The organism is Humidesulfovibrio mexicanus (assembly GCF_900188225.1).
Lineage (GTDB): Bacteria > Desulfobacterota > Desulfovibrionia > Desulfovibrionales > Desulfovibrionaceae > Humidesulfovibrio > Humidesulfovibrio mexicanus.
In genome coordinates, this window is sequence record NZ_FZOC01000010.1 from 1 (window position 1) to 15,135 (window position 15,135).

17 protein-coding genes and 1 pseudogene are annotated in these 15,135 nt (G+C 61.2%); 5 read left to right on the top strand and 13 right to left on the bottom strand.

The window, feature by feature from the left end:
- Positions 1-535 precede the first annotated feature (535 nt).
- From dapA to CHB73_RS15505, 13 genes are all read right to left on the bottom strand, one after another.
- Complete coding sequence (gene dapA, locus CHB73_RS15445) at positions 536-1,414, bottom strand: 4-hydroxy-tetrahydrodipicolinate synthase (protein WP_089275506.1); 879 nt, start codon at positions 1,412-1,414, stop codon at positions 536-538.
- Between the two features lie 13 nt (positions 1,415-1,427).
- A complete protein-coding gene (locus CHB73_RS15450; RefSeq protein WP_456152180.1) occupies positions 1,428-2,306 on the bottom strand; it encodes a UshA-like (seleno)protein family 2 in 879 nt (292 codons plus the stop codon).
- Positions 2,303-2,578, bottom strand: a complete 276-nt coding sequence (locus tag CHB73_RS15455; RefSeq protein WP_089275508.1) for an HU family DNA-binding protein — start codon at positions 2,576-2,578, stop codon at positions 2,303-2,305. The genes CHB73_RS15450 and CHB73_RS15455 overlap by 4 nt, the downstream gene beginning before the upstream one ends.
- 117 nt (positions 2,579-2,695) lie before the next feature.
- A complete protein-coding gene (locus tag CHB73_RS15460; protein WP_089275509.1) occupies positions 2,696-3,520 on the bottom strand; it encodes a MinD/ParA family protein in 825 nt (274 codons plus the stop codon).
- On the bottom strand, positions 3,517-4,218 hold the full coding sequence (locus CHB73_RS15465) for a GGDEF domain-containing protein (protein WP_089275510.1): 702 nt from the start codon (positions 4,216-4,218) through the stop codon (positions 3,517-3,519). The genes CHB73_RS15460 and CHB73_RS15465 overlap by 4 nt, the downstream gene beginning before the upstream one ends.
- A protein-coding gene (gene prfB, locus CHB73_RS15470; RefSeq protein WP_143337427.1) for a peptide chain release factor 2 occupies positions 4,211-5,336 on the bottom strand; the annotation gives its coding sequence in 2 pieces (ribosomal slippage) (positions 4,211-5,260 and positions 5,262-5,336; 1,125 coding nt in all). The genes CHB73_RS15465 and prfB overlap by 8 nt, the downstream gene beginning before the upstream one ends.
- A gap of 23 nt (positions 5,337-5,359) precedes the next feature.
- Positions 5,360-6,943, bottom strand: coding sequence for an apolipoprotein N-acyltransferase (gene lnt, locus CHB73_RS15475; RefSeq protein ID WP_089275511.1), 1,584 nt, complete (start codon positions 6,941-6,943; stop codon positions 5,360-5,362).
- The gene (locus CHB73_RS15480) at positions 6,900-7,637 is read right to left on the bottom strand and encodes a hemolysin family protein (RefSeq protein ID WP_235641630.1); all 738 of its coding nucleotides are present in this window, start codon (positions 7,635-7,637) and stop codon (positions 6,900-6,902) included. Before CHB73_RS15480 ends, lnt begins: the two co-directional genes overlap by 44 nt.
- A 179-nt stretch (positions 7,638-7,816) precedes the next feature.
- On the bottom strand, positions 7,817-9,730 hold the full coding sequence (gene mnmG, locus CHB73_RS15485) for a tRNA uridine-5-carboxymethylaminomethyl(34) synthesis enzyme MnmG (RefSeq protein ID WP_089275513.1): 1,914 nt from the start codon (positions 9,728-9,730) through the stop codon (positions 7,817-7,819).
- A gap of 13 nt (positions 9,731-9,743) precedes the next feature.
- On the bottom strand, positions 9,744-10,970 hold the full coding sequence (locus CHB73_RS15490; protein ID WP_089275514.1) for a M20 family metallo-hydrolase: 1,227 nt from the start codon (positions 10,968-10,970) through the stop codon (positions 9,744-9,746).
- A 90-nt stretch (positions 10,971-11,060) separates the two neighbouring features.
- Complete coding sequence (locus CHB73_RS15495; RefSeq protein ID WP_089275515.1) at positions 11,061-11,351, bottom strand: PxxKW family cysteine-rich protein; 291 nt, start codon at positions 11,349-11,351, stop codon at positions 11,061-11,063.
- 120 nt (positions 11,352-11,471) lie between these two features.
- Positions 11,472-12,221, bottom strand: coding sequence for an S-methyl-5'-thioadenosine phosphorylase (gene mtnP, locus CHB73_RS15500; protein ID WP_089275516.1), 750 nt, complete (start codon positions 12,219-12,221; stop codon positions 11,472-11,474).
- A 13-nt stretch (positions 12,222-12,234) separates the two neighbouring features.
- Positions 12,235-12,744, bottom strand: coding sequence for an adenine phosphoribosyltransferase (locus CHB73_RS15505; RefSeq protein ID WP_089275517.1), 510 nt, complete (start codon positions 12,742-12,744; stop codon positions 12,235-12,237).
- Between the two features lie 88 nt (positions 12,745-12,832).
- On the opposite strand from CHB73_RS15505, the gene rsmA reads away from it, so the two are divergent.
- From rsmA to CHB73_RS15530, 5 genes and pseudogenes are all read left to right on the top strand, one after another.
- Complete coding sequence (gene rsmA, locus CHB73_RS15510) at positions 12,833-13,642, top strand: 16S rRNA (adenine(1518)-N(6)/adenine(1519)-N(6))-dimethyltransferase RsmA (RefSeq protein ID WP_089275518.1); 810 nt, start codon at positions 12,833-12,835, stop codon at positions 13,640-13,642.
- 205 nt (positions 13,643-13,847) lie between these two features.
- Positions 13,848-14,126 (top strand): annotated as a pseudogene (locus CHB73_RS15515) (HU family DNA-binding protein); the annotation flags it as partial.
- 15 nt (positions 14,127-14,141) lie between these two features.
- Positions 14,142-14,321: a hypothetical protein gene (locus CHB73_RS15520; protein ID WP_089275520.1), complete on the top strand. Its 180-nt coding sequence runs from the start codon at positions 14,142-14,144 to the stop codon at positions 14,319-14,321.
- Positions 14,322-14,478: 157 nt separating this feature from the next.
- Positions 14,479-14,682 carry a 30S ribosomal protein S21 gene (gene rpsU, locus CHB73_RS15525; RefSeq protein ID WP_089275569.1) on the top strand — a complete coding sequence of 68 codons (204 nt, stop codon included), beginning with the start codon at positions 14,479-14,481 and terminating at the stop codon, positions 14,680-14,682.
- Entirely contained in the window at positions 14,679-15,128 is a 450-nt protein-coding gene (locus CHB73_RS15530; protein ID WP_089275521.1) for a GatB/YqeY domain-containing protein, read from the top strand. Before rpsU ends, CHB73_RS15530 begins: the two co-directional genes overlap by 4 nt.
- Positions 15,129-15,135: the final 7 nt, after the last annotated feature.

Consider the following 15,135-nt stretch of genomic DNA (forward strand, 5'->3'; position numbering starts at 1 on the left):
GTAGGTCGCCGCCAAGACTTTTTTTCAAAAGGCCCTGTCACTCGACAGGGCCTTTTTTGCGTTTGCCATTCGGGGGGGGGGGGGGGGGGGGGGGGGGGGGGGGGGGGGGGGGGGGGGGGGGGGGGGGGGGGGGGGGGGGGGGGGGGGGGGCGTTGACGGCGATTTGGCTATTTGTGCAGCAGGGCGAGTGCCCTGTCCTTTTGCCCAGGGTAAAGATCCGCAGGCACTTTGTCACGGCCAAGGCTTTTGCAGACCATGTAGCGTGCGCAACTTGCGAAGTCGCCCCTGCAGTAGCGAGCTTTCGTGATCTCGGCCGTGCCAGGCTTGTCAGCCATCTTGTCATTGAAAAAGAGACACTTTTCTATCATCTCACAAGACATGATGTTCCTCCTGTTGATTTCGATTGGTGACGAGGGCGGGTGTATTGGGCATAGCATAGTTCCAGATGAAGGGAATGGGCGCAGAGAATAAAAAACGCCCCTGTCGAGGCATCGGCAGGGGCGCAAGGGGCGGGAGTAATCGCGTACAGCGTGGTCTAAATCAGGGCGCTCGCCTTGAGAATGGTTTTCAATTGTTCCAGGTGGGCGCTTTCCATGGGAACAAGGGGAAGGCGGAATTCTGGGCCCATTTTGCCCATGAGCGACAGGGCGGTCTTGACCGGAATGGGGTTGGTTTCAATGAACATGGCCCGATTTACAGGCATCATCTCCAGGTTGAGCGCCTGGGCCCTGGCCGTGTCGCGTTTGTTGAAAGCGGCGATCATGCCGGACATCTTGGCGGGCATGACATTCGAGGTGACGCTGATGGTCCCGTGTCCGCCAGCTGCAAGAAGGGGCAGCACGGTGAAATCGTCGCCAGAGAGCACAGTGAAGTCACGGCCCATGATTTCGATAAGCTCGGTGCCCTGCTTGATGTCGCCAGTGGCCTCCTTGCACCCGATGACCTCGGGCACTGCCTTGGCGATGCGGGCGATGGTCTTCGGCATCACGTTTTGACCGGTGCGGCCAGGAACGTTGTAGAGGATAAATGGCATTGACGCTTCGGCTGCAAGGGCTTTGAAGTGGGCCACCAGGCCGTCTGGAGTGGGTTTGTTGTAGTAGGGGGTGATAATGAGCGCTGCGTCGGCCCTGGCGTCCTTGGCGAGTTGCACCAGCTCGATGGCCTCGCGGGTGTTGTTGGACCCAGCCCCGGCGATGACCGGCACCCGACCTTTGACTTGGTCCACGCAGATCTTGATCACCTGCCCTTGTTCAGTGTGCGACAGCGTCGCAGCCTCGCCGGTGGTGCCGCAGGGCACAACGCCGTCGATTCCCTGCTCGATCTGCCATTCGATGAAGGCCCTGTAAGCATCTTCGTCCACGGCGCCGTTTTTGAACGGCGTCACCAGTGCGGTAAACGCGCCGCGAAAGCTCATTCAATCCTCCTTCCTAGTCGGTGCTCTTGGTGTGCATAAGCATGAGCATCTGCTGGTCTTCCGTATACTGGTCAGTAAGCCCGTTAAGGGTCATACGAACATTTTTCCCTTCCGTCCATTTGAAAGTGGGATTCCCCAGGGGAAGATCAAGCACTTCCAGGCACAACACAGCTTTCCCTTCAGGGTAGGACCGCATCCAGGCGGTTTTCCCTCCGTCGGCAAGCATTCCCGCCACCCCAACCCCTGGACCGGATCCGAGCAGGACGTGGGGGAGCGGGCCGTTCGCCTTCAATAATTCCTGCTCCCTTGCATATCCCCAGGGGCTCATGGCGACAACGATTTGCGCGGTTCCGCGCAGTTCGCGAACCGCATGTTCAATTCCGTGGATGAGGTTTTGCGGCAGGCCCCGTGCCCCTCTTGGCAGTTCTGGAAGAACAAGCAGTCCGACTGTGACCTCACCCGCCTTGAGCACATGCTTTTCCAGACGGTCAGAACCACGCCAGTACGGGCGTGGCTTCACCCCGGACCGTGCCAGGACCGTACGCTCGGATGGCGTGACGACAAGCACGTCGTGGCGGAGCAGGTCGAAGGCATCGGCCATGAAGGCCAGCCGCTGTCGCGAGGGGAGCCGAGCTGGTTCGTATTGGACGAACTCGTACCCTCCTGCCAGGAAGAGCACAGGGCTCCCCTTGGTGGCGTTTTGCCTGAAGGCTTTCTGTGCGCTGGCCCGCCGGGCCAATCCTCCGGTGAGTTTCCCCCCTCAGGATGGGCAGGGACGGACTTCGCCTTCGGTATTGGCACAAAAAAGCAGGGTGAGCCGAGGCCCACCCGCTATGGCCTGCGCTGGCATGGCCAGCAACAGGGCTATTATCAGCATCAGCCTGGAAATCATTCGTTGATGAACTCCTTGAGTTCCTTGCCGGGACGGAAGAAGGGCAGGCGCTTGGGATGCACCTCAACAACGGTTCCGGTTTTGGGATTGCGGCCGGTGTAGCCCTCGTAGTCCTTGACCTTGAAGCTTCCGAAGCCGCGGATTTCAACCCTGTCGCCAGCGACCAGGGCGTCCTTGATGGCGTCGAAGAATGCGCTGACGACCTTGGTGGCGTCATCAATGTGCAGTTTCTTGTCTTCGGCCAGGGCCTTGATGAGTTCACTCTTGTTCATTGACCGCTCCGTTGTGTTGGGCAGTTCGTGACAGCGTGCCAGAAGGCACGGTGGGGGGTACTTGTCGACATGTATTGCTGATATGCCCAAAAGAAGGGTATTCCGTCAAGGGTTTCGTTAGGTTGAGGGCAGAAGAATATTCTTGAGCGCTTGTCGTCCCTGGAGGGCGTCGAGGTTTTCTTGGCGATACCTGGCGATCCGCATGGCCAGTTCCGTGATGTCCTTGATGGCCGAGCAATTGGGAGCGTGGCGCGCAAGGGGTTTTTGGTTGATGACGGCCTCGGTCATGGAGCGGTCCAGACGCACATGGCCCAGGTGCACGAGTTCAAACCCCAAAAATGTTTTGCAGGCCGTGTTAAGCCTCTGGAAGGTCTCTTTTGATTCCTGACTTGTGGCCTGGTTCACCACCACCAGGAAGTCCCGTACTCCAAAGCGGGAATGCAGCACCTTGATGATGGCATAGCCGTCAGTGAGGGAAGTCGGTTCCGGGGTAACCAGAACCACGCGCATTTGCGCCATGCGCGCAAGCGAGAGCACCGTGCCGCTGATGCCCGCTCCCAGATCCAAGATAAGGAACTCATAACCAGAGACGAGGGTCGTCAGCTTGTCAAACAGCGCGGCTTGCTGGTTCTGGTCCATCTCGACCATTTCGGGCACGCCGCTGGCGGCCGGCAGGATGTCCAATCCGGGCTCTATGGTCTGCACAACTTCATGGGGCTGGGCGGAGCCGGCCAGCATGTCCTGGAGGTTTTTTTCCGGGGCGAGCCCAAGCAGCACGTCCAGGTTCGCCAATCCAAGGTCGCAATCCATCAGCAGCGAGGGGTGCCCCTGGTCGCGCAGGGAGAATCCCAGGTTGAGGGAAAGGTTGGTCTTGCCCACTCCGCCTTTGCCGCTCATTATGCACAGACTTACCGTGCCGCCTGGATTGATGTTGTCGCTCATTGGCCGTCCTGCGTATCTGGCAGTTGTTTTCCTGTGAAGAGAAAATGCTTTTCACTGGCGCGCACAAGGGTCTCGCGCGAGGCGAGGGCCGCGTCGGCGCTGGGCGCCACCTCCAGGCGGTTGCCCCCAAGCCGCGCAGCTTCGTGCAGCGCCCTGTGCGCGGTGTCGAGCAGTTCGCCCGTGTCGATGCGCGCCAGTCCCCCATAGCCCACAAGGCCGGCGGAGCAGAGCTGGTCTGGACCGAAGCCCTGCCGGATGCGCCTGAGCAGCGCCCCGACGACGCGTTCCGCCGCCACGAGAGGGGTGGCTGTGAGGCATATGGCGATCGTGCGTTCGTCGAACAAGGACGCGTGATCGAAGCAGCGCAGGTGCGTGCGGACAAGATTCAACACGCTTTCCACCCCTGTTTCCGGGCGGATGAAGGCTAAGGCCAGCGGATGTTGGCAACTGCGCGTCCGCTCCATTTCCACCCGCAGAAAACCATGTAGGCTCAAGCCGGAGTCGGCCTCCAGAGGCTCGGCGTGCCAGGCCTCCAGGCCCAGTTCCTCTTTGATGCGCCGCCATTGCTCCCGGTTCATCCCACGCACTGTGCGGCAGAGCCGGAGCCCTGATGGCCCGGATTGGGCGGAATCCCTGCAGTGGGATTCGATTGCGTCAAGCTCGCGGTTCAGGCTGGGGGGGGGCTTGGTGTCAGGCATTGCCGGTCTTCCTTGCCGAATGAGCGCAGAGCAAGGTGGCGCGCAAGAACTCGTCCAGACGGCCGTCCAGCACGGCGTCCACGCCGGAATCCTCCCAGTTGGAGCGGTGGTCTTTGACCAGGCGGTAGGGCTGCAGGGTGTAGGTGCGGATCTGGCTGCCAAAAGCTATGGCGTCTTTGGTGGCGTAATCGGCCTTCTTGCTCGCCTCAAGCTCCTTGATCTCCCGTTCGTACAACCGGGCCTTGAGCACCTTCATGGCGGAGATCTTGTTTTTGAGCTGCGACTTTTCATTTTGGCACTGCACCACGATGCCAGATGGCAAGTGGGTGATGCGAATGGCTGAATTGGTGCGGTTCACATGCTGGCCACCGGGACCGCTGGCGCGGAACACATCGATGCGCAGGTCCTCCTCCCGCACCTCGATTTCGATGTTCGTGTCGATGTCCGGGTACACGTCGATGGAAGCGAAGGCCGTGTGCCTGCGCCCGGAGGAGTCGAAGGGAGATATGCGGATGAGCCTGTGGATTCCAGCCTCGCCTTTGAGAAGCCCATAGGCGTAAGGGCCGCTGATTTGCAGCGTCACGCTCTTTATGCCTGCCTCGTCGCCGTAGAGCCGGTCCAACTCGTCCACCTGGAATCCGCGCGATTCGGCCCAGCGCAGATACATGCGCAGCAGCATTTCAGCCCAATCCTGGGCGTCCACGCCGCCAGCACCGGGGTGGATTTCCAGAATGGCCGGGCTGTTGTCGTCCGGTCCATTCAGTAGAATGGACAGTTCGGTCTCGTCCAGGCGGTTTTGCAGCGCGGAAAGATTCTCGGCCAGGGCTTCAAGCGCGTCCTGGCTCTGGTCTTCCTGGGCCAGTACTAGCCAGTCGTCCACGTCGATTTTGGATTGCCTGAGCGCTGCGTACATGGAAAGCTTGAACTCAAGGGAGCTCTTTTCACGCAGAACCGGGGTCAGCAGCTCCGGCTTGTCCCAGGCGCCGGGCTTTGCAAGCTGCGCCTCGATTTCATTCAGGCGCTCGCGTGACTCAACGGAGTCAAAGACGCCCCCAGAGCGTTTCGTACTGTTCGAGCAAGGCTTGGCCCTGGGTCTTCAAGTCGGCAAATTGCAGCATTTCCCTGTCTTTGTTGCGGCGGCCTAGCGAAGGCCGCTGGTTTGTCCGGGGCGCGGAACCCCCCGAAAAATGAGAACGGCGAACACCGCCATGGCTGCACCCAGCCCCGCCAGCAGCCAGCCGTAGACGTTATGGAAGAGCGTGTTGTCGTTGCGAGGGTGCACAACTCCGGCTGCCGCAAGTTCCGCAAACTGCGGGCCGACTTGGCGCACCCGTCCCAGGGGATCGATGAACGCGGAAATTCCGGTGTTGGTGCTGCGCACCATGTGACGCCCCTGCTCGATGGCCCGTAATGAAGCCAAGCGCAGGTGCTGATGTGGGGCCGATGTGTCACCGAACCAAGCATCGTTGCTGATGTTCACCAGCACGTTCGCCCCCTGCGCAACCCGTTCCTGGGCAAGGTCCGCGAATATGGCTTCGTAGCAGATGAGCACCCCTAGGGCAAGCCCGTTGACCTTGAGGGGATGCTCGTTGCGGCCTGGGACGAAGTCGCCCACGCCGGAAACGAGCTTCTGCAGGGGCAATAAGCCCGCAAGGGGCATGTATTCGCCGAAGGGAACCAAGTGTTCCTTGTCGTACCAGGTCTGACTGGCCTCGCCGGAGGTGAGGAGGAAGGCCCGATTGTAGAGCACGAACGACTGCGGGCCGCTGGTGCGCTCATAGGCTGGCGCGCCGATGAGCAACGCCGCCTTCCCGGTACGCGCGAATGCGGCGGCTGGCTCGCGCATGGGCGTGTCGTCCTGAAAGTAGAACGGCATGGAGGTCTCGGGCCAGACGATGAGCTCCGGAGAGGCGGAAGCGGCTATGTCGCGGCTCAGGCGCACGTACTTCCGCACCGTGTCCATCTGGTAGGCCGGATCCCACTTGATGCTCTGGTCGATGTTGCCCTGGACCACCGCAACGGTGTGCGCTGGTGTGGTCTCGGCATCGTTGTCCATGCGCTGCCAGCCGAACGCCAGTAGCGCAATCGTCAGGGCGGTGGACAGGGCAAGACACGCTTTGGCTCGAACGCCGAGCACTGCTCCAGCGGCGATTGCGGCAAGCACGCCGGAAACGCCATAGGCGCCCATCACCGAGGCCGCCTGCACAACAATGGTCCACGGCGCGAAGGCGGAAGCAAGGGTCAGCCAGGAAAAACCGGAGAGCAGCGTTGCCTGGGCCAGCTCCATGCTTGTCCAGGCAAGGCCCAGAAACACCATCGCCAGGAGCGGGGAAAGCCGGTTGGACAGGCACGCGGCCACTCCGAAGAGACCGTGGTAGCAGCCCATGGCCATCGCCAGCAGCACCGGCACCGGCAGAGCCAGAATCCAGTTCACCTCGCCATAGTGCATCACCGGCCAGTACACCCAGTACAGGCAGGCGATGCTCGCCACAGAACCGATGCGCCAGCACAGCGCAAAGGCCTGGCGGGACGTCTGGGCCGCACGTCCGAAGGTGGACAGCGCAGCGGGCAGGACCAGAGCGAGCAAGGGAAAATGCCAAGCCGGGTTGGCATAGCCGAAGAAGGCGCCCAAACCTGCGGCAAGAGGCCAGAGGACAGGAGAGGCGATCACGGCTCCAGACCTATTCCGCACGAAGCACCCGCAGGGTTTCGATGTGCTTGGCATCGGCCTCGTGCACCTGGAAACGCCATTCGCCAAGGTCGAAGCTTTCGCCCACAGCCGGTATGCGTCCGGCCAATTCGCTGATATGGCCGCCGATGCTTTCCACAAGTTCGGAGTTGAGCTCCAGGCCGAAACGCTCGTTGATTTCATCGAGCGAAACGCGGCCGGAGACGATCTGGCTGCCATCGGGCAGCTCTTGCACGTCCTCCGGGCGCAGGGAATCGTATTCGTCCCCGATTTCGCCGACGATCTGTTCCAGCACGTCTTCCATCGTCACCAGCCCGGCTGTGCCGCCATATTCGTCCAGTGCCACGGCCAGGTGTATCTTGCGGGATTGCATGTCGTGCAGCAGGCTCTTGAGGTTCGTGGTCTCTGGAACAAAGTGCACCGGCCGCATGATGCCCGTCACAAGGGGCTGGTCCGCAGACGGCTGGAGCAAGGGGCCGAGGATGTCCTTGGCATGGACCACGCCGACCATGTGGTCGCGGTTGTCGCGATAGATGGGGATGCGGGAATGTCCGTGCTGGATGATCAGCTCGGCGACCTCGGCGAGGGGGCTGTCCTGCTCGGCGCAGATGATGTCCGGCCTGGGGATCATGATTTCGCTGACGTGCCTGTCCTCAAGGTCGATGACGTTCTGTAGAACGCGCACATCGTCGCTCTTGATCTCTCCTTCGGCCACCGCATCCTTGAACATTTCGTCCAGTGGGGAATCGGCTTTTCGGAAAAGGTTGCGGATGGCCGAAAGTATTGTACCGTTTGACCCTTCGTCCAAGACTGTGGCTCCTCATGCGGGCGACGGACCGAGCCGCCCTGGTGTTGTGTCGCGGGGTTCTGTCCCGCAAATGTAAAAAATAGGTCGTCAAGGCAGCAATGTCAATGATGCCGGGACGCTCGACTCCCGGGGCCGAGCAGCCCCCCCTTGCGCAGAAATATCTCCAGGCAGGCCACGGCGGCGGGCGTCACTCCCGATATGCGTCCAGCCTGCCCTAGGGTCGCTGGCCGTGCGCGTTGGAGTTTCTCGACCACTTCGCGCGTCAGGCCCACCACTTCAGCATACTCCATGCCCTGCGGCAGGGGCGTGTCTTCCAGGTCACGACTGCGCGACACGCGCTGCGCCTCCAATTCCAGATAGCTTTGGTACCGTATGCGCGTTTCGGCTTCCGCGAGAATTTCAGGGTCTTCGTCCGCGATCATGGGAAGGAAGGGGGCCAGATTATGGATGGCAAGCTGTGGCTGGCGCAGCAGGGCCGAAAGCGGCGCCGCCTTGCCAGGAACGGCTGCGCCGATGTTGCCCAGAATTTCGCGCGTGGGGGCGTCCGGGCGGATATGCACGGAGTCGAAGGCGAGAAGGAGGGCTTCAAGACGCCGCCGCTTTTCGACAAAGCGGTTCCATCGGGCATCCTCCACTAGGCCGAGGTCACGTCCCAGCGGCGTCAGCCGGGCATCGGCGTTGCCCTCGCGCAGCAACAGCCGGTATTCCGCGCGCGAAGTGAACATGCGATAGGGTTCGTTGGTGCCGCGCGTCACCAGGTCGTCCACAAGGACAGCCATATAGGCTTGGTCACGCCGCAGCAGGAAGGGGGGGAGGTTGGTTTGCGCGCAGAATATGTTGAGCGCCGCCCAGAGGCCTTGTGCCGCGGCCTCCTCATAGCCGCTTGTGCCGTTGATTTGCCCGGCAAGATACAAGCCCGGAACCGGCTTTGACTCCAGAGTCGGAAGCAGTTGCGTTGGGTGGGCGAAGTCGTACTCGATTCCGTAACCAGGCCGGACGATGACGGCGTTTTCAAGCCCCGGAATAGTCTTGAGCATGGCCTTTTGCACGTCAAGCGGCAGGCTGGTGGATATCCCGTTGGGATACACTTCCGGGTGGTCCAGGCCCTCTGGTTCGATGAAGACATGGTGCCGCTCCTTGTCCGGAAAGCGGGCCACCTTGTCCTCCACGGAGGGGCAATAGCGCGCCCCAACGCCCTGTATGATCCCGGAGAACAGGGGGGAGCGGTCGAAGCCCGCGCGAATGACCGCATGGGTAGCCTCGTTGGTGTGCGTCAGGTGGCAGGGCACCTGGCGCAGTGGCACGGAGGAGTTCAGGAAGCTGAAGGGCGTCGGCGGATCGTCGCCGGGTTGCTCTTCCATGGAGGAAAAGTCGATGCTCGATTTGAGCAACCGGGCGGGGGTGCCGGTCTTGAGCCGCCCCAGTTCGAAGCCGAGGGCGCGAAGCGAGCCGGACAAGCCGTTGGCTGGAGCGTCGCCCAGCCTGCCGCCGGGGAAATGCGTCATGCCGATGTGGATGAGTCCGCCGAGGAAGGTGCCGGTGGTGAGCAGGACCGCGCGTGAAGAAAAACACTGGCCCATGAGGGTGCGCACGCCGCTGGCCTGGCCGCCTTTTGTCAGCACCTCAACGGCCATGTCTTCGATGATCCAGATTCCGGGTTGGGCGAAGAGGTCGTTCTGGACCACCCGCATGTATGCGGCCCTGTCAATCTGCGCCCTTGTGGCACGTACGGCAGGGCCCTTGCTTGTGTTGAGCTGACGGAATTGGATGCCCGCGGCATCGGCCCACAGCCCCATGCGGCCGCCAAGGGCGTCGATTTCCCGCACCATGTGCCCCTTGGCTAGCCCGCCGATGGCCGGGTTGCACGACAGATGCCCGATGCGGTCGGCGTTGCTGGTCAAGAGCAGAGTGGCGAGCCCGAGTCTGGCTGCGGCGCTGGCGGCCTCGCACCCGGCGTGTCCGGCGCCCACGATTGCAAGGTCAAAGACCTCCGGCAGGGCGCGAGAGGTGTGCATGGGCAGCGGTCTCCTAGATGTCTGCGAGGACGGCCGCCATGACTTTGGCGTCCTTCAACGTGCACGAGATCGACGAGCGCTCATTGGGCTGGTGCGCGTTGTGCATCAGCGTGGACCACACGGCGGCTTTGTGCCCGGCGCGACGCAGATACGCGGCCACCGTGCCGCCGCCTATGCCCTGCATCCTGGGATTGTTGTCGTAGACCGACCGCACTGCGGCAACGAGCTTGCGCACGATCTCGCTTTCCGCCGGGGTTGGCGGGGCCGCCTGTTCGCGCTGCACGAATTCGTAGCCGATGCGCACGCCGTGCTCACGTTCGACGCCGATGCCGATTTCCCGAATGGCGGCCATGATGTCGTCAAGGTCGTATCCGGGCATGACGCGGCAGTCGAGGTAGAACACGTCCCGGCCAGGGATGGTGTTCACGTTTTCCACGTTGGCCTCTTTCTTGGTGGGCTGGAACGTGGAATGGTCCGGATCGAAAAGAGGGTCTTTGCGGTCAAAGCGCTGGTGAAGGCTTGGAACGCGGGTGATGAAGGCTGCGGCCGCAAGCAGCGAATTCACTCCGGCGGAAGGCGTCGAGGCGTGGCATTGCTTGCCCTCCACCACGACTTTGAGCCACAACATGCTTTTTTCAGCAATCTCGATCATTTCCGATCCCGGCTCTCCGAAGTCCGGCACGAGAAAGAGGTCGTCGGGGCCGAAAAGATCGGGGTGATGTTTCACCACATGGTCCAGCCCGTACTTGCTGCCGGTTTCCTCGTCCGCCACAAGCAGCACGCCGTAGTTGATTTCCGGAGTGAGCTTGAGATCAAGCAGGGCCTTGGCCACGACCAGGGAACTGACGATGCCCTGGTGATTGTCCTCCACGCCGCGGCCGACGATGATGTCGCCATCGACCTTGAGCGAATACGGATCGCTGTCCCAAAGGGCCAGGTCACCGGGAGGCACGATGTCGGTGTGGGAGATGACCCAGAAGGTCTTGGCGCTGTTGCGGCCGGGGACGACAGCGGCGATGCTGGGCCGGTAGCCGCAAGGCACGGCAGGGTCCGGGGCGCGCAACTCCCGCACCTGGGCGAACCCCATGTCGGCGAGAAACGGCTTGAGAAATTCCGTTTTGTCCTTCTCGCCAGGGCCGCCGTTCATGGGGCCGAGGGCGGGAATGGCCACCAGGGAGCGCTGCAGGTCGATGACGAACTGGGCCGAGGCGTCGATGTGCCGTTGGATTGCGGCAAGCATGGGGGCTCCATGTCGCGGCGGCGGGGCGTCGCTGGGTTGCTGAAACAGAAAAAAGGCGGGGTCGCCCCCGCCTTCTCGGAACCGGTCGGGCTAGCGGCCCCTGGCGGCGCGCTTGGACGCCTTCAGCGGGTTGATCTTGGTCTTGCCTTCCTTGTCAACGGTGGCCTTGACGTGGGTGGCGAAGTTGCAGATGCCGTGGCTCCACTTCTTTGCAGGGTCAGCGTAGGTCGGGCAGTAGTTGGCGCCCTCAAAGGGGACAACGCGCTCGCAGCCGGTGCAGTTCTCCACCACGGGGGAGAGGATGAAGCCCTTGAAGGACAGCCCCTCAGGGGTCATTTGTGCGCCGTCAAGGGCGCCGATCTTTTTCTTGTCATCAGCCATGGGAAGTTCCTCCTTGTCTGGCAGGGTGCGACCGCCAGATGTCATCAAAAATAGAGACGGGTTCTTTATGATGCGGCCCGGTGGTTGTCAAGCCCATGCCCACCGCATCGGCGGACGAATCTAGTTCATGCCGCCGATGGCCCTGATGAGCACGTTGGTGACCTTTTCCGCATTCTGGCGGAAAATGGCCAGAATGTCGTCCCAGGTCACTGGCGGCTCGTCGGTTTTCCAGCAGTCGTAGTCCGTGCTCATGGCGATGGAGGCGTATGGGATGGCGGCCTCGTTTGCGAGGATGCATTCCGGGGCGATGCTCATGTTGATCACGTCCGCGCCCCAGAGGCGGAACATGTTCGACTCGGCGCGGGTGGAGAAGCGGGGGCCTTCGATGGTGACCACCGTGCCGCGCTCGTGGTGGCGGATGCCGAGATCTTTGCAGGCCTTGACGAGCAGGCCGCGAAGACCGTTGTGGAAGGGCTCCGCCATGGGGGTATGCACGGGGGAGTGTGGTTGGAAGCCCTCGTGGAACGATATGGGGCGGTGCCGCGTGAAGTCGATGAACTGGTCCAGCACCACGAGATCCCCGCGCCGGATGTCCTCGCGCAGGGAACCGACGGCGGTGGTGGAGAGGATGCCCGTGCAGCCGAGCTGGCGCAGAGCGCTGATGACCGCGCGATAGTTCACTTGGGTCGGGGGAACGGTGTGCTCGCGGCCATGCCGGGCTACGAGACAGACCGTGTGCCCGCCCATGGAGCCCACGCGAATGGGCGAGGGCAAGTCGCCGTAGGGCGTGGACACACGCTCGTCGGTTGGGGACTGGAGAATGTCAGGGTTGTCGAGGCCGCTGCCGCCGATGATGCCGATGATGCTCATGGAACGCGGCCTTCTACAGCTTCAGCAGGTACTCGTGGGGGATGCCCTCGAGTTTGCTGTGGCCGTCGAGGAACCCCAGCTCGATGAGGAAGCCGATGCCCGCCACGGAACCGCCCGCGTTGCGCACAAGCTGTATCATGCCGTTGGTGGTGCCGCCGGTGGCGAGCAGGTCGTCGATGATGAGGACATTGTCACCGGGCTTGACGGCATCGACGTGCATTTGCAGACTGTCCGTTCCATACTCAAGCTCGTAGGTGACCTCGGCAGTTTTGTATGGCAGCTTGCCTGGCTTGCGCACGGGTATGAAGCCGATGTTCATCTTATAGGCAAGCGGTGCGCCGAACAGGAAACCCCGGGCCTCGGCTGCGACGATTTTGTTTGCCCCGCAGTCCTGATACCGCTCCGCAAGCGCGTCGATGGCGTAGCGGAAGGCATTGGGGTCGGCCAAAAGCGGGGTGATGTCGAAGAAGGTGATGCCAGGCTTGAAGTCAAGGACGTCTCGGATGTATTCGCGCAGATTCACGTGGGCTGCTCCTTCTCAACGATGTTGCCAGCTTGTAATGATTTCGCAAACAGGTTGTCAACCCGCTGCGCTGTTGCTAGGGTTCAGCATGAGCAGCCACGAGCAGCCTCAACCGTTTGCCCCGGCCAAACGGAGCCTGGGGCAAAATTTTCTTGTCGATCCTAACGTCTCCAGAAAGATCGTCGAGGCCCTGGACCTGGCTCCGGGCGACAACGTCCTTGAAATCGGCCCCGGGCGCGGTGCGCTGACGGAGCATATTCTTGCGCGAACCCCAGGTCGCTATGTGGCCCTTGAAAAGGACGAGGCCTTGGCCAGCGAGCTTGAACGCCGTAATCCCTTGGCCGAAGTGGTGCGCGGCGATGCCATGCGCTTCGACTGGGCCAGCCTTGCAAGCGGCGAGCGGTGGAAGATTGTGGGAAACTTGCCGTACAACATCGCCTCCCCGTTAATTTGGGACATCGTCAGCCGGTCCGAATTTTCACAGGCCGTTTTCATGGTTCAACTGGAGGCTGGGCAGCGTGTAGCGGCTGGCCCAGGGGGCAAGACGTATGGGGCTCTTTCCGCCTTTGTGCAAAATTTTGCCACGGTCGAATTCCTGTTCAAGGTCCCTCCACAGGTTTTTCGTCCGCAGCCAAAAGTAACTTCCGCCGTGTTGCGTTTTTTTTTACGGACACCCCGCCCCACAGGCGAAGAGGTCTCCCGCTTGGCGGCCACATTGCGCCTATGCTTTCAACAGCGGCGCAAACAGCTAGGTACTATACTGAAATCAAAGGGGATTCCCGATTACGTAGGAGTGCTTCGTGCGCTCGATATAGACCAAATGCAGCGCCCGGAGACGCTAGCGCCAGAACGGTTTCTGAGCATGGCAAAACTCCTGCCGATCGATTTTCTTGCTTGACTTGGCTTTTGCTTTGGTGTTTATCCAGGTCCAGTTGCGTATTGAGGCCGGATATGGGTTTGTCAGCCTTGATGCGAAACGTGGCGAACGGACAAATGGTGATTGACCGCTGGGCTTCGCCACTATGTACTGCAATTCCAATGGATTTTATGTCTGACTCGGAAAGGTCCGGGCCGCAAACAGAGACCACCAATTTGAGGAGGAAGGACACATGACGAAGGCTGAGCTGGTTGTCAAAATTTCTGAAAAGGCCAATTTGACCAAGGCCAACGCCGAGCGCGCCCTGAATGCTTTTGTTGGCGCCGTCGAGGACATCCTCGTGAAAGAGGGCAAGCTGACCTTGACCGGTTTCGGCACCTTCCAGGTGGAGAAGCGCAAGGCGCGCGTGGGCCGCAATCCCCGTACCGGCAAGGAAATCAAGATCCCCGCCACTCAGGTCGTCAAGTTCCGTCCGGGCAAGCTTCTCAAAGACGCCGTAAAGTAATCCTGGAGGCCTCTTATGCTTCATGGTGAGACTGTGCACAGCCCACTGCCCCAGGATCTTCCCTGGTGGCAGGCTGATCACGCGGTGTTCTTCGGCGTGCTCTACATCGTGCTGTTCGTCATCAGCTCTGGGATGGGCTACTGCATCCTGAAGTCCTGGTTTGACAGCCGCGGCGGGCACCACTCCGCTCATTAGCCCTGAGCAATCGAGCCATTTGCGTTACCGGCAGGCCCCTTCGGTCATTCACCGATGGGGCCTGTTTTATTCGGGCTGCGTTTTCTCTTGCTATCCGCTATGGAATGGGGTACATGCCCTTTCTTCATTCTGATTTTTGTTCGGGGAGGTGATTTCTTTGCCCGGTATTTTGTTGGATGACAGTGACAACTTTGAGATCGCGCTGCGCCGCTTCAAGAAGCAGGTCGAAAAGGCCGGCGTCCTCTCCGAACTCAAGAAGCGTCAGCACTACGAGAAGCCCAGCGTCCAGGAAAAGAAGAAGAAGGCCGCTGCCAAAAAGCGCCTTATCAAAAAGATGCGCAAGTCCAGGAACGACGGATGAGTACCCTTCAGGGACGCATCGATTCGGAGTATGTCCTTGCCTACAAGGCCAAGGATTCGGTTCGGCTGGCTGTCTTGAGGCATCTCAAGACAGCCGCCAAGAACCTTTCCGTAGAGGTCTTGCGCCCCCTCACCGATGACGACTATCTCGGAATCATTTCCCGCCAGATAAAGCAGCGCCGCGAGTCGCTGGAGCAGTATCAGAAGCATGGGCGTCCGGAACTCGCCGCTGTTGAGTCGGCAGAACTGGAAGTCTTGCTCGGGTACATGCCGACAGCGCTTACCGATGACGAACTCGCCGAAGCCATAGATCGTCTTGCCGTTGAAACGGGCTCCCAGGGGCCCAAGGACATGGGGAAGGTCATGGCGGCCTTGGCGCTGGCGTACAAGGGCCGCTACGATGGCCGGAAGGCCAGCGAGGCCGTGCGCGCCCGACTCAGTTCCTGACCGGCGG

What these genes read in the sequence shown, in the direction of transcription:
- CHB73_RS15490 (WP_089275514.1), bottom strand. Translation starts at nt 10,970, where the DNA reads ATGCTTGCCGCAATCCAACGGCACATCGACGCCTCGGCCCAGTTCGTC.
- lnt (WP_089275511.1), bottom strand. Translation starts at nt 6,943, where the DNA reads ATGCCAAGCACATCGAAACCCTGCGGGTGCTTCGTGCGGAATAGGTCT.
- mtnP (WP_089275516.1), bottom strand. Translation starts at nt 12,221, where the DNA reads ATGAGCATCATCGGCATCATCGGCGGCAGCGGCCTCGACAACCCTGAC.
- dapA (WP_089275506.1), bottom strand. Translation starts at nt 1,414, where the DNA reads ATGAGCTTTCGCGGCGCGTTTACCGCACTGGTGACGCCGTTCAAAAAC.
- CHB73_RS15455 (WP_089275508.1), bottom strand. Translation starts at nt 2,578, where the DNA reads ATGAACAAGAGTGAACTCATCAAGGCCCTGGCCGAAGACAAGAAACTG.
- CHB73_RS15480 (WP_235641630.1), bottom strand. Translation starts at nt 7,637, where the DNA reads ATGTTCAAGGATGCGGTGGCCGAAGGAGAGATCAAGAGCGACGATGTG.
- CHB73_RS15465 (WP_089275510.1), bottom strand. Translation starts at nt 4,218, where the DNA reads ATGCCTGACACCAAGCCCCCCCCCAGCCTGAACCGCGAGCTTGACGCA.
- CHB73_RS15520 (WP_089275520.1), top strand. Translation starts at nt 14,142, where the DNA reads ATGCTTCATGGTGAGACTGTGCACAGCCCACTGCCCCAGGATCTTCCC.
- CHB73_RS15460 (WP_089275509.1), bottom strand. Translation starts at nt 3,520, where the DNA reads ATGAGCGACAACATCAATCCAGGCGGCACGGTAAGTCTGTGCATAATG.
- CHB73_RS15495 (WP_089275515.1), bottom strand. Translation starts at nt 11,351, where the DNA reads ATGGCTGATGACAAGAAAAAGATCGGCGCCCTTGACGGCGCACAAATG.
- CHB73_RS15530 (WP_089275521.1), top strand. Translation starts at nt 14,679, where the DNA reads ATGAGTACCCTTCAGGGACGCATCGATTCGGAGTATGTCCTTGCCTAC.
- mnmG (WP_089275513.1), bottom strand. Translation starts at nt 9,730, where the DNA reads ATGCACACCTCTCGCGCCCTGCCGGAGGTCTTTGACCTTGCAATCGTG.
- rsmA (WP_089275518.1), top strand. Translation starts at nt 12,833, where the DNA reads ATGAGCAGCCACGAGCAGCCTCAACCGTTTGCCCCGGCCAAACGGAGC.